Origin of the sequence: Pseudomonas lactis, from assembly GCF_001439845.1 — a bacterium.
GTDB classification, from domain to species: domain Bacteria; phylum Pseudomonadota; class Gammaproteobacteria; order Pseudomonadales; family Pseudomonadaceae; genus Aquipseudomonas; species Aquipseudomonas lactis.
This window is the reverse complement of the sequence record NZ_JYLO01000002.1, coordinates 200074-213614: the sequence shown is the minus strand read 5'-3', so window position 1 is coordinate 213614 and position 13541 is coordinate 200074. Positions and strand designations below refer to the sequence as shown.

The window sequence follows — 13541 nt, the reverse complement described above, 5'->3', positions numbered from 1 at the left end:
CTGACTTCTGAAATCATTGGAACTGAGCAATGGAACTGGCCCAACTGAAAATGGTGCGAGCCGTGGCGCAAACCGGCAGCGTGGCCCAGGCTGCGCTGCAATTGCACTGCGTGCCGTCCAACATCACCACGCGCATCAAGCAGCTGGAAAGCGAGTTGGGCACGCCGTTGTTTATCCGTGCTGGCCGAGGGCTGGCGATCAGCGCTGCGGGAGAGATCTTCCTGGATTACTGCGAACGTATCCTGGCCTTGGTGGATGAATCCAAACGCGCGGTGGATGCCAACGCCATTCCCCGTGGCACCTTGCGCATCGGTGCGGTGGAATCCAGTGCCAGCGGGCGCCTGCCACCATTACTGGCGGAATACCACCGGCGTTATCCCGATGTCAGCCTGGAACTGGTCACCGGTGCCTGGGCGCAATTGCTGGACGACCTGCAGCACCACCGCCTGGACGTGGCGCTGGTGGCAGCCGGCGGCAAACGCACGAAACTGGAACAGAGCGTGGTCTACAGCGAACGCCTGGTGCTGATCGCCAGCGCGTGCAGCGCACCTATCAATAGCGCCGAGGACTTGGCCGGCCGTACATTGCTGGTATGGCCGCCGGGCTGCCCTTATCGCGCCGCCCTGGAAAACTGGCTCAAGCCCCATGACGTCAAGCCAGCGATTGCCAGCTATGCCAGTTGGGGCACGATCATCGGATGCGTCAGTGCGGGGATTGGCGTGGCGTTGGCACCCGAGGGGATCCTGGCGCGCTATGAGCAGGCCAATCAGCTGGCGTCGTATCGCTTTGAAGCGCTGGCGCCCGTGGACAACCTGTTGTTCTGGCACACGGACACCCAGCGGCACCTGGCGCGAGATGCGTTTGCCGGATTGCTGCGCGAGACCTTCGGCTGACTTGCCCTAATTGTCCTAATCCTAATGTAGGAGCGAGCTTGCTCGCGAAAAACTCACAGGCGCCGCGTCTATTCAGAAAGCACGCGTTATCGTTGACGTTTTTCGCGAGCAAGCTCGCTCCTACAATTCAGGGCTTCGGCGCAGCCAACCGTGCGTACTGGCCCTGACTGATCCAGCCCGTGAACGAACGGTCGTCAGCGTTGATGAATTCCACCTGCGCCCAGCCGTCCTTGAACGCCAGTACGCCCACCACGTCATGCTTGACGATGTAGGGCCGCTTTGCCGCTTTGGCGCCCGGCGTTTTCAGCAGGTAAGCCTTGTCGGCAGACACCGTCACCAAGCCGATCCATGGTTTGCTGGCGGTCTGGCTCAACTCCAGGCCGGTGGCGATCTCCGGCATCAGCACATTGATGCAGCCAGGGTGTTGGCGGCCCTGCGCCACCGTCAGGGTCACCCCGTCGAGCGCCGCGGCCACACTGCCTGGGTAGGCAGCGTCCCGCCAGGTGGTGAGCGCTTCGGGCTTGCCTTGCAGGTAGAACGTGCAACCACGGACCACACCCTCGCCCATCGATTCCTGATAGAACCCCTCGACCTGATGCCCAGGCGTCACCGCCAGCATCAGCCCTTCATATTTACCTGAATGCAACGCCGCCGAGCCGGCCAACACGGGCGCCACGGCGCACCACGACAACACTCCCATCGCCAGATAACGAATCATCTTATTTCTTCCCTTCAAAGGCTTCGTAGGCTTGTTTCATCAGGACGTCATAGTTGCCGTAATCGTCGCCGTTATAGTTACGGGCCATGGCGGTAAAATCCTTGTTTTTCATCGCGCTCAATAATGCCGAGTTGTGGCTGCAGAGGCTCAGATAGGCCTTGAGTTGGTTACCGGCATTGATCTTCAATGAGGCTACGAACTCAAACACTGTCTTGAACCCGCACGCCGCAAAATTGAACCCCATGATCTGAAACATGCCCCAGGAGGCCGACATCAAGGCCGCTTCCTGATCCAGCGCAAAGGCGGTGGCCATGGTCTCCCAGGCCTTGACCTGATCCTTGTTGTTCGTCTGCCATTGCGGGCCGGCTTTTTTCTTGTAGACATACGACAGCAGCGGCTGCGACTGGTCGTAGATGTGCTTGGTGTACTTGCGAAAGTGGTGCCCTTCAAAGGCGATGATCGGCAACTTGGCAGGCCCGAACCCCACCTTCCCGCCCGACTCCACCGTGGCGAACGCCTTGACCACATTCACCGAAATACCGTTGCCCAATTGCTTGGCGGCGTTCTGGAAATCCGTATCGCTCAAGGTCGTCCCGCCGTCGCAGGTGGACTGCATCATCAACTGCCGGTTACGCCGCTCGGCCTCGATCACCGCACGCACACGGTCCAGGTACACATTGACCGTGGCCTGTACCGCATCGATGTTGTTATTGCCGAAAATGTTGAGAAACGTCGGAATGCGCGTGTTAGGAAAAGCCCGCACCGGCACCTTCAGCGCCTCTTCGATCAGACTGTTGAACGTGCGCCCGGTGGGGTCGATCACGCCATCGGGATGGGCGTACTTGAGATGGCGAAACTGATACTGGCTGATGCACTGCACCAACTGGCCGTCGCACTTGCCGTTTTCCAGCAAGGCAAACCCCATCTTGGGAATGATCAAATTGAATAGATACTGGATGCACTGAACATCGGCGGGCAAGTTGCGGGCTTTGCCGGGCGTCCCTACCGAAGCACTGATAAGACGAGGCAACCCTTGCAGGCTTTTCATGACAGACATCCTTGTGAGTGAAAGAAGCGATAGCACTTCAATATCAAATCCATGCCCTTGTCATACTCTGAAACAAGTGGCCGGCGCAAGCTAACAAGGCGGTCTGCGGGTTGTCCAGAGGGCTTTATGAAAGTTGTGAAACAGCCGGATTAAATTGCTTAGTAACCGTGGGATTCACGGGTCTTTTGATACTTGTGGTAGTCGAGCCACTCGACCACATCGTAAGGCAGATACAACTGCACCCTGGCCCGTGAAATCGCGATATACACCGCACAGAGTCGTTGATCGAACGCGTAGGCGTCCTGGAACTTCACATTGGTCAACAGTTCCGGGGTGAGCAGTACTCGGTCGAACTCCATGCCGCCCGCGTCCTGCGCCAGCATCAGCAGGACGCGCTCGTCCGGATGGCCACTCAACCGGTTCAACCGCGTGACATCCGCCACGTTGAAGCCTTTTTCCAGCACGGCCTCGACCCACACAAACGCCTCATCGAACTGGCAGGCTTCGCGCACCTGCTGCCAATCGGCCATGTCGCTGAAAAACGGATGGGGGCCGAGGTCATTGAACTCATTGCTATAGAAATCGGGTTTGAACAACGCGATGACCGTGTCCATGAAGTGCTTGAGCGACTGCTGGGCCTCTTTGCTCGCCAGGCCGAACGCACAACGGGCGTGGCTCAGTTGGATCGCCCACTGCATGGTGTCCCAATGGGAGGCGGTCAACACCACGCAACCTTGCGGGGGCACAAAACCCTGGGGGTAAAACTCAATACCCACGTCGGCATCGCGGGCGCCCTCGAAAAGCGATTTGGTTTTTTCCGAGTGCAAGCTGATCAATGGGTTGACCAGGCGCTCGACATTGCGCCCGGAACGCACGGAGTAGCACACGTCGGTATGGCGAACCTCACGGGCGCGCTTGACCACGCCGCCGCTGGCCTGCTGATACTCATCCCCCAAGGTGATCAGCACCTGGCGGCCGCGCTCGATGATTTGCAGCAGCGGCGCCGGGATATCCTGGCTCTCATCGATCAGCACATGGGTATAGCGCTCGGGCACCACGCAGCCTGCCAGGCTCGCGCGTTTGATCATCAACAAGGCTTCAAACCCGGTGTGGCGGCCCCAGGCCGGGTTCGCCTCAAGGTAGCCCCATAACCGGCTGGCATATTCGAGCAGCACCCTGGCATCGACGCCGGCGAGCGGTTGCTTGAAATGCGGCAAATGCTGGGCCGACAAGCTGTACTCCCAAGAGCGGCAGTAGGCCTCAAGCACCTTGAGGCACACCTCCACCACCGCCTGCCCTTCCAGGCGGCGAAAACCAAAGATATTCAACTCTTGAGCCAGCGCCTGCTTGGTCGGCACCCTCGCCGGTGTATTCAACGGCTGTGGCCTCGGCCCATGCAACAGCGCATGGGCAAAGCCCTGGAAGGTATGCCCGGCCTTACGCTCCCGTACACCCACCATGCGGGCACGCAGTGTTTCGAGTTTTGCCGGGGTACGCGCCAGCAACAAGGTCTTTTCCGGGCGCAGGTGCTCCAGCAAGGCCACCAGCAGGTGACTCTTGCCAATGCCGGCGTAGCCTTGCACATGCAGGTCTTCGTTCAGGTTGGCGCGGAAGGTTCTGAGCAGCTTGTCCTGCTCGGCGCTCAACCAGCGCTCGCGGTGCCTGGGCGTGATCACCTGCTGGCTGAACGGATCATTGGCCTTGAGATGGCGGACTTTATACTCGACGTCCCATTTGCCAGTGGGCAACAGATAGTCCCGCGCCTGTACTTCCTCCTCCAGCAGAAAGCGCAGCTTCAGGCTTTTGACCACATTGAGGCCGAAGTACAACTTCCTCTGATCAAACAGCCGCTGCGCTTCAGAGAGCAGGGACACACTGGCCGAATGGCTGGCATCGACTGCCCAGTCAATCAGCTTGGCCAACACTTTTTCCGCACCGCTGGCGCTCAGGTCGCTTTCCGGCACCTGCGCCAGGTTCTGGATCACCAGCACCGCCGCCAATTGCGGCTCACTCAGGGCTACAAGCGCATCGAAACCCTCGTTGCCCAACAAACCCGCGCAGGTGTGCTCGGTGATCGGCAAGAAAACAGGGCTGGATAAGTCGAAATGTTCCGAGTGCATAGAGCCTCGTAGCCAGGGGGAAGAGACGCTTGGGAGTATGCCACTAGATGCGAAATGACCGTCATGCACTGTGCAATAAGCATCACAGATGACTGGCTGAAAATAACTTGGATTTAGAAGGGACTGCAGAAGGGAGCGTTATGGAGGCAACCCCACCAGCCACACCCCGGCACACAATGTTCCCGCTGTGGCTGCTGCCTTCCGGCTCTGACCAGGTTCACGGGTAATCGTTGCGGGGGGACCGATGGGGTCACCATAACGACGCTGCCTCTCGGCAAGCCGCGCCATTGTACCCATCTCATCGGAAGTTACAACCGTTGGTTCCGGATTAAAAAATGAGAAGGCTCAAGCACTTGCCATAACCCCATCGGCCCTGCCGCCTTCTTCCTGGATGACCAGGTGAATAAAGTGCAGCTTGGCAATCACCGCAGGCGGCAGCACGAAGGGGTAGAAATCCGGCTGGCCCATGGCGCGGGACAGTTCGTTGAGCATGCCGGCCAGTTCGATCCAGGCATTGACGAAGGACAGGAATGCCGGGCCGCCAGGGTGTTGGGGGTCGTAGAGCGTGGTCAGGGGGAATGGCTGGTAATCCAGGTCCATCTCGCGGGCGCTCATGCCAAAGCCCAGGGCTGTGTCCACGGCGTCCATCATGTGCAGGTAGTGGGCCCAGGTTTCGGCCCAGTCTTCCCAGGGGTGCATGGTGGCGTAGGCGCTCACGCAGGTGAGTTGCCAGTCGGGGCGCGGGCCGTTCTGGTAGTGCCGGTCGAGGGCCTCGGCATAACTGGCGCGTTCGTCGCCGAACAGGTCGCGAAAAGGGCTAAGCCAGTGACCGTTGGCGATCAGGCGATCCCAGTAGTAATGGCCGACTTCATGGCGAAAATGGCCGAGCAAGGTGCGGTACGGCTCGCGCATCTGTACCCGGACTTTTTCGCGGTGGGCGTCATCGGCTTCCTTGATATCCAGGGTGATCAGCCCATTGGCGTGGCCGGTGGTGGGCGCGTTGCCTTCCAGGTCGATACCGATAAAGTCGAAGGCCAGGCCAGTCTCTTCGTCAACGCTCTTGGGCACCACTTGCAGGCCCAGGCTGATCAGTTGCGCCACCAGTCGGCGCTTGGCGGTTTCGACTTTGCGCCAGCGTTCGGGGTTTTCCGCAACGGAAAGATCAGGGATGGTGCGGTTCAGGCTACAGGCCACGCACAACGGCGCGGTGCTGTGGGCAGGAATCAACCAATTGCACGCAGCCGGTGAGTCGAGGTTGGCGCAGCGCCGGAAAGCGCCGGCATCGAGATTGTCGTCGGCCAGCCACGTACCGACCACCGGCCCAGGTTGCAGGGACGACAGGCGGCTTTGCTGCGGCTGGTAACCCAACGCCGCCTGACAGGCCAGGCATTGGCTGTTGCGAAAGAACAGCGACTGGCCACACCGGCATTGCCACACCTTGCTGTTGCGCGAGGTTTCGGCCATGAACGGAGCGGCGATGCGCGTGCTGAGTTGCTCGAAGTAGCGGAACATGGCGATCTCTCCCTGGGGTGACAGAGACTAGATCATTTCTCGTGAGAGATCGTTCAACTACTCCCTGTAGGAGCGAGCTTGCTCGCGAAGATCGTCAACGATAACGCGGGCTGCCTGGTTCACAGCGGCGCCCTCCGGTTCTTCGCGAGCAAGCTCGCTCCTACAGTGTGGAGAGATCGCTCCGTTCAGACGGTGATGTTGTGCTTGGCCAGGAAGGCGACGAAGGCTTCCTCGTCCAGTACTTTCAGGCCCAGTTCATTGGCCTTGGCCAATTTCGAACCGGCGCCCGGCCCGGCCACCACACAGTGGGTTTTCGCCGAAACCGAACCGGCCACCTTGGCCCCCAGGCTTTCGAGCTTGTCCTTGGCCACATCGCGGCTCATCAGCTCCAGGGAGCCGGTGAGTACCCAGGTGTGCCCGGCTTCAGGCAAACCTTCGACGAGCTTTTTCTCGCTCTGCCAATGCATGCCGAAGTCCTTGAGTTGCTGCTCGATGGCCAAGGCACGGTTGGCGTTGTCGGCATTGTCGAAAAACTCCCGTACAGCCTTGGCTTGCTTCTCGGGCAGCGCTTGGCGCATATCGAGCCAGTCAGCTTTGATTACGCCTTCCAGTGAACCGAACTTGTCCGCGAGCTTCTGCGCCGCGCCCGGGCCCACCGACGGCACATGCAGCTTGTCGAGCAAACCGCCCAAGGTGGTGCTGGCGGCGAATTCCGCGCTGAGCTCGCCCTGCTCCTGCAATTGCAGGCCACATTCGTCCGGCGACAACAGCGCGCCAATCACCTGCTGGTTGTGGCCGTCTTCAAAGAAGCTATGGATCTCATGGGCCACTTCCAGCCCGACATCCGGCAAGTACGTCAGCACCTCTGGCAACGCCTTTTGAACACGCTCCAGAGACGCCAGCGAGCGCGCCAGGACCTTGGCCGTCTCCTCGCCCACGTCGGGAATGCCCAAGGCGTAGATAAAGCGTGCCAGGGTCGGGGTCTTGCTGTTTTCGATGGCGCTGATCAGCTTCTTGCTGGAGATATCGGCAAAGCCTTCCAGGTCGATGATCTGTTCGTACTTGAGCTTGTAGAGATCGGCCGGCGAACCGATGAGCTTTTCATCCACCAGTTGCTCGATGGTCTTGTCGCCCAGGCCGTCGATGTCCATGGCCCGGCGCGAGACGAAATGAATGATTGCCTGCTTGAGCTGCGCGCCGCAGGCCAGGCGCCCGACGCAACGGTACACTGCGCCTTCGCTGACGGTTTCCTTGCCCTTGCTACGCTTGACCAGTTGCGTGCGCTCCACATGGGAACCGCACACCGGGCAATTCTGCGGGATCTGCACGGCGCGGGCGTTTTCCGGGCGGCGCTCAGTGACCACCGAGACCACCTGCGGAATCACATCACCGGCGCGGCGGATGATCACGGTGTCGCCGATCATCAGCCCCAGGCGTGCCACTTCGTCCATGTTGTGCAGGGTGGCATTGGACACGGTCACGCCAGCCACTTTGACCGGTTTGAGGCGCGCCACCGGCGTCACCGCACCGGTGCGGCCAACCTGGAATTCCACGTCGAGCAGCTCGGTGAGTTCTTCCATGGCCGGGAATTTGTGCGCGATCGCCCAGCGCGGCTCGCGGGCACGGAAGCCCAGTTCGCGCTGGTAGGCAATGCTGTTGACCTTGAACACCACGCCGTCGATTTCATAGCCCAGCGCATTGCGGCGCTCGCCGATGTCGCGGTAGTAGTCCAGGCACTCCTGGATGCCCTTGGCCAGCTTCAATTCGTGGCTGATCGGCATGCCCCACTGCTGCAACTGCTTGAGGTTGCCGATATGGGTGTCGCTGATATCCGCGGTCACTTGGCCGATGCCATAACAGCAGAATTCCAGCGGGCGACTGGCGGTGATCTTCGAGTCCAATTGGCGCAGGCTGCCTGCTGCGGCGTTGCGGGGGTTGGCGAAGGTCTTGCCGCCCACTTCCAGTTGCGAGGCGTTCAATCGCTCGAAACCGGCCTTGGACATGAACACTTCACCGCGCACTTCCAGGGTGGCCGGCCAGCCCGTGCCGTGCAGTTTCAGAGGGATATTGCGCACGGTGCGCACGTTGACGCTGATGTCCTCGCCGGTGGTGCCATCACCGCGGGTGGCACCGCGCACCAACTCGCCATTCTGGTACAGCAGGCTGACCGCCAGGCCGTCCAGCTTCGGCTCGCAGCTGTATTCCACCGCCGCGCCAGCGCCAAACAGATCGCCCACCGGCAGATCAAGACCCTCGGTGACCCGGCGATCAAACTCCAGCATGGTGGTTTCATCAAAGGCGTTGCCCAGGCTGAGCATCGGGATCTCGTGCTTGACCTGGGTGAACGCCGACAGCGCCGCACTGCCGACCCGCTGCGTTGGCGAATCACGCGTTACCAGTTCCGGGTGCTCGGCCTCCAGGGCCTTGAGCTCGTGGAACAGGCGGTCGTACTCGGCGTCCGGAATGCTCGGCTCGTCGAGGACGTGGTAGCGGTAGTTGTGCTGATCCAGTTCAGCGCGCAGTTCGAGGATGCGGGTATGGGCGGCGGTCATGGGTGTTCTCTCATAAAGCAAAAGAGCAGCCGAAGCTGCTCAATATGTTAGTGCACGGATTCTACAGACAACGCTTAAGATCGAACCTCAGCGTTTCTGTGTCAGGGCGCGACGCTCGAACTCGACGATGCGCTGACGGTAGTGTTCGATGGTCTGGGCGGTCAGCACGCTGCGTTGGTCGTCCTTGAGCTCGCCGTTGAGTTCCTGGGACAGCTTGCGGGCCGCGGCCACCATCACGTCGAACGCTTGTTTGGGGTGACGCGGGCCTGGCAGGCCAAGGAAGAAACTCACCGCCGGGGTGCTGAACAGGTCGATATCGTCCAGATCGAAGGTGCCCGGCTTGACCGCGTTGGCCATGGAGAACAGCACTTCGCCGTTACCGGCCATGCTTTCGTGACGATGGAAGATATCCATCTCGCCAAAACGCAGGCCGCTTTCGAGGATGTTCTGCAAGAGTGCCGGGCCTTTGAAACCGCCGGCGTCGCGGCAGATCACGCTGATCACCAGCACTTCTTCGGCCGCCGGCTGATCGTTCACCGATTGGCGTACCGCGCTCTTGCTGGACGTCTCATCCGGGAAATCATCATCGCGGCTGCTGAAGCTCGGCCCATCATCGACGTCGAGGTTCAGGTCGCCCTGATGCGGCTCGGCAACCGCCGCGCTACCGCGCTTGCCACGCTTGGACGACGGCTCACGGGCTTCACGCAGCGGCGCGCTCATCGACGGCAGGTCGTGCTCGTCCAGTTGCGGCTCTTTGTGGGTATCCAGCACACGGGGCGGCCCCAGCAGCTCAGCGGCGCCGTCGTCGTCAGGCAAGTTGGACAGGTTTCGGTCCAGACGGAACTTGAGCTTGCCCTTGCCACCGCGCATGCGGCGCCAGCCATCAAAAAGAATACCGGCAATGACAATAATGCCGATGACGATCAGCCACTCGCGCAGACCGATTTCCATGTAATCCCGTGCCTCTAATAAAAAATGCTGAAAAATAAGGGGTTTAGCACCGTGCAAACCGCTTTAAAACGTGGCGCCAACTCTATGTTCTGACTGACGTTTTGCCCACACACACGAAAAATTGACATTAAACTAGCACGACCAAAGATAACTTTACACCGTCTGTCAAAATGCCTTGAACAAATATGTCCATTTGCCACTTTCCCCAGACCGGTAAATCGCCCTACGCCGCACTGTAAATTCTCTCTCCGGCATGGCTCAGGATTCCACCATCGCCATCGCCTCTTCCACATCCACCGCGACCAATCGCGAACATCCCGGTTCATGCATCGTCACGCCCATCAACTGGTCGGCCATTTCCATGGCGATCTTGTTGTGGGTGATATAGATGAACTGCACGGTCTGGGACATCTCTTTAACCAACCGAGCGTAGCGTCCAACGTTAGCGTCATCCAGCGGCGCGTCAACTTCGTCGAGCATGCAGAACGGCGCCGGGTTCAACTTGAAGATGGCAAATACCAGGGCCAATGCGGTCAGGGCTTTTTCGCCGCCGGACAACAAATGGATGGTGCTGTTCTTCTTGCCCGGAGGCCGCGCCATGATCGTTACCCCTGTATCGAGTAGATCTTCGCCCGTCAGTTCCAAGTAGGCGCTGCCACCACCGAAAACTTTTGGGAATAACGCCTGTAAACCGCCATTAATCTGATCAAAGGTATCTTTGAAGCGGTTACGGGTTTCCTTGTCGATCTTGCGGATCACGTTTTCCAACGTGTCCAGGGCTTCAACCAGATCGGCGTCCTGGGCATCCAGATAACGTTTACGCTCGGACTGCTGCTGGTACTCATCGATAGCGGCGAGGTTGATCGCGCCCAGGCGTTGAATACGTGCGGCAATCCGTTCAAGTTCTTCTTCGGCGTCTTTCTCGTTGGCCTGGGCGGTCAGGGTGTTGAGTACGCCGTGCAGGTCATAGCCGTCTTCCAGCAATTGGTCTTGCAAGGTCTTGCGCCGCACGCTGAGGGCTTGCCATTCCATGCGCTGTTGTTCGAGCTGGCCGCGGATCAACTGGGACTGCTGCTCGGCCATGGTGCGGCGCTTTTCGGCGTCGCGCAGTTCGCGGTCGGCGTCTTCCAGGGCGATCTGAGCGGTCTTGAGCTCCACGTCGACGGTCATGCGCTTGTCGAGCAATTCCTCAAGTTTGAGGCGCAGCTCTTCCAGCGGCGCCTCGCCCTCCTCCAGGTTGAGGCTCAGTTGCTCGCGCTTTTCGGTCAGGCGTTCGGACTGCATCTCCAGGCGCTCAAGAGCCTGGCGCGTGGAATCATGCTGGGCGCGCAACGAGCCCAGGCGTACGGCCAACTGATGGGCGTGGTCCTTGTGCTGCCGGGCTTCCTGGCGCACGCGGTCAAGGCGCTCACGCAGGCTGTCGCGCTGGGCCAACAGCAATTCGCGCTGTTCGGTGTCCAGGGCCATGCTGTCGAGGGCCTCCTGCAAGTGCAGGCGCGCTTCACCGATCTGTTCATGTTCCAGGGCGCGCTGTTCGCCCATTTCGGCCACTTCCTCGTCAAGACGGGTGCGGCGCAGGGTCAATTGCTCGACCTTGGCCCTGCTCGCAGACAACTGGGCCTTCAACTCGCCTTGCTGGCGCGCTTCGTCCTGCAACAGCCGACGCAGGTGTTCGCGGCCGGTTTCCTGCTGGCGCTGGGTAGCGCGCAGGGTTTGCAGTTCGGTTTCCAGGCTTTCCAGGGTGGCTTCGCGTTCTTCACGCTCGGCGCTCAGGTTGACGATTTCCTGGCCACGGGCCAATACACCACTTTCCGCTTCACTGGCGCGACGCACCCGCAGGAAGTGGCGGCCGACCCAATAGCCATCGCGGCTGATCAGGCTTTCGCCGGCCGCCAACTGCCCGCGTTGGGCCAGGGCTTGCTCAAGAGACTCCACCGGCCTGACCTGACCCAGCCAGGGCGACAGATCTATCGCCGCCTCGACCTTGTCCAGCAAGCTGCCCGGCACCCGCGCACCATCAGCCGCTGGGCTGAGCAGGCGCAGGTCACCCTGGGCAAAACCGGCCAGGTCGAAGCCGCCGAAATCATCCACCAGCACCGCTTGCAGATCGGCGCCCAGTACGGTTTCCACCGCCAACTCCCAGCCGGCTTCGACTTTCAAGCCTTCAGCCAGGCGCGGGCGCTCGGCCAAATGCTGGTCGCGCAGCCATTCGGCGGTGCCGGTGCCGGGGTCGAGCGCGGCTTGCTGCAAGGCCTCCAGCGAAGCCAACCGACCATTGAGGCGCTGCAAATCGCCTTGGGCCTGCTGCTGCGCCTGGGTCGCGGTGTGCAATTGCTGGCGCAGTTGCTCCAGGCGCTCCACTTGCTGTTCTTCGCTGGCCTCCAGCTCCTCCAGGGTCATTTCGCTTTCGGCCAGTTGCTCGCTCAACTGCATGATTGCCGCGTCTTCCGGGTCGGCAGCGAGCAGTACGCGCTCTTCCTGCAGCCGGCGCTGGCGCTCGGCCAGGCGTTCCATGCTGGTTTCCAACTGCTGGATGCGCGACTGCTGCACCTCGGCCTGGCGGCGTGGCTCGGCGGAACGCAGGTTGAAGGCGTCCCACTGCTCCTGCCAACCGTGCATGGTGGTTTCGGATTCTTCCAGGGCCGCGGCGGCTTCTTCGGCGGCGGCGCTGGTGATTTCCTGCTCGGGGGTGAGCATGTCCAGCTCTTCGCCCAGGGTCAGCAGCAAGGTGCGGTCATGGCCCAGGTGCGATTCGGTTTCCAGGCGCGCGCGCTCGGCTTCCTTCAAGTCATCCTGCAACTGGCGCAAACGCTGCTGGCCGTGCTGGATGCTCTGCTCGACCCGAGCAATGTCACCGCCCACCGAATAGAAGCGACCCTGCACCAGATTGAAGCGTTCGGACAACTCATGGTGGCCGTCACGCAGGCGTTCAATGCTGGCGTCGGCATTACGCTGCTCGGCCACCAGCGCTTCAAAGCTGACTTCCTGGGTGCCAATAATCGCTTCGCGCTGGCCCACCTGATCATTCAATGCCTGCCAGCGCAGGGCCGACAGTTGCGCCTTGAGCTGGCGCTCCTCGCCCTTGTATTCCTGATACTTCTCGGCGGCCTGGGCCTGGCGGTGCAGGCGTTCGAGCTGGCGCTCCAGCTCCTCGCGCAGGTCGGTGAGGCGGGCGAGGTTTTCGTGGGTGCGGCGGATACGGTTTTCAGTCTCGCGGCGGCGCTCCTTGTACTTGGAGATGCCGGCCGCTTCTTCGATAAAGTTACGCAGGTCTTCGGGCTTGGCTTCGATCAGCTTGGAGATCATGCCCTGCTCGATGATCGAGTAGCTGCGCGGGCCCAGGCCGGTGCCGAGGAAGATATCGGTGATATCGCGACGGCGACACTTGGTGCCGTTGAGGAAGTAACTGTTCTGACTGTCGCGCGTGACTTTACGGCGGATGGAAATCTCGGCGTAAGCCGCGTATTCGCCGATCAGGGTGCCGTCGGAGTTATCGAATACCAGCTCGATACTGGCCTGGCTCACCGGCTTGCGGCTGGTGGAGCCGTTGAAGATGACGTCGGTCATCGACTCGCCGCGCAGGTTTTTCGCCGAGCTCTCGCCCATCACCCAACGCACGGCGTCGATGATGTTCGACTTGCCGCAGCCATTGGGCCCTACCACCGCCGCCATGTTGCTGGGGAAGTTCACGGTGGTGGGGTCGACGAAGGATTTGAACCCCGCCAACTTGATGCACTTGAGCCGCAC

At 60.7% G+C, this 13541-nt stretch carries 8 protein-coding genes, 1 other RNA gene and 1 pseudogene; 2 read left to right on the top strand and 8 right to left on the bottom strand.

All coding sequences use genetic code 11. The features are described from left to right. The first annotated feature begins 29 nt into the window (after window positions 1-29). Window positions 30-893 (top strand): LysR family transcriptional regulator, encoded by an 864-nt coding sequence (locus TX24_RS03825; RefSeq protein WP_003193202.1) that lies wholly within the window; start codon window positions 30-32, stop codon window positions 891-893. 127 nt (window positions 894-1020) lie between these two features. On the opposite strand, the gene TX24_RS03820 is transcribed toward TX24_RS03825, so the two are convergent. The 5 genes from TX24_RS03820 to TX24_RS03805 all read right to left on the bottom strand — a co-directional run bounded on the left by TX24_RS03820 (window position 1021) and on the right by TX24_RS03805 (window position 6291). Next, entirely contained in the window at window positions 1021-1611 is a 591-nt protein-coding gene (locus tag TX24_RS03820) for a hypothetical protein (protein ID WP_003193204.1), read from the bottom strand. A 1-nt stretch (window position 1612) separates the two neighbouring features. Further along, window positions 1613-2659, bottom strand: coding sequence for an N-acetylmuramidase family protein (locus tag TX24_RS03815; protein WP_057709746.1), 1047 nt, complete (start codon window positions 2657-2659; stop codon window positions 1613-1615). Between the two features lie 158 nt (window positions 2660-2817). Further along, window positions 2818-4779 (bottom strand): hypothetical protein, encoded by a 1962-nt coding sequence (locus tag TX24_RS03810; protein ID WP_057709745.1) that lies wholly within the window; start codon window positions 4777-4779, stop codon window positions 2818-2820. 150 nt (window positions 4780-4929) lie between these two features. Next, an RNA gene (gene ffs, locus TX24_RS30270) (signal recognition particle sRNA small type) lies at window positions 4930-5026 on the bottom strand. A 98-nt stretch (window positions 5027-5124) separates the two neighbouring features. Further along, window positions 5125-6291 (bottom strand): zinc-binding metallopeptidase family protein, encoded by a 1167-nt coding sequence (locus TX24_RS03805; protein WP_057709744.1) that lies wholly within the window; start codon window positions 6289-6291, stop codon window positions 5125-5127. Between the two features lie 48 nt (window positions 6292-6339). On the opposite strand from TX24_RS03805, the pseudogene TX24_RS32395 reads away from it, so the two are divergent. Then, a pseudogene (locus TX24_RS32395) lies at window positions 6340-6462 on the top strand (outer membrane lipoprotein carrier protein LolA); the annotation flags it as partial. Between the two features lie 14 nt (window positions 6463-6476). Here TX24_RS32395 and ligA read toward each other — a convergent pair. The 3 genes from ligA to smc all read right to left on the bottom strand — a co-directional run bounded on the left by ligA (window position 6477) and on the right by smc (window position 13541). Next, window positions 6477-8843: an NAD-dependent DNA ligase LigA gene (gene ligA, locus TX24_RS03800; RefSeq protein WP_003193237.1), complete on the bottom strand. Its 2367-nt coding sequence runs from the start codon at window positions 8841-8843 to the stop codon at window positions 6477-6479. An 87-nt stretch (window positions 8844-8930) separates the two neighbouring features. Continuing rightward, complete coding sequence (gene zipA, locus TX24_RS03795; protein ID WP_003193239.1) at window positions 8931-9794, bottom strand: cell division protein ZipA; 864 nt, start codon at window positions 9792-9794, stop codon at window positions 8931-8933. Window positions 9795-10052: 258 nt separating this feature from the next. After that, window positions 10053-13541 (bottom strand): chromosome segregation protein SMC, encoded by a 3489-nt coding sequence (gene smc, locus TX24_RS03790; RefSeq protein WP_003193241.1) that lies wholly within the window; start codon window positions 13539-13541, stop codon window positions 10053-10055.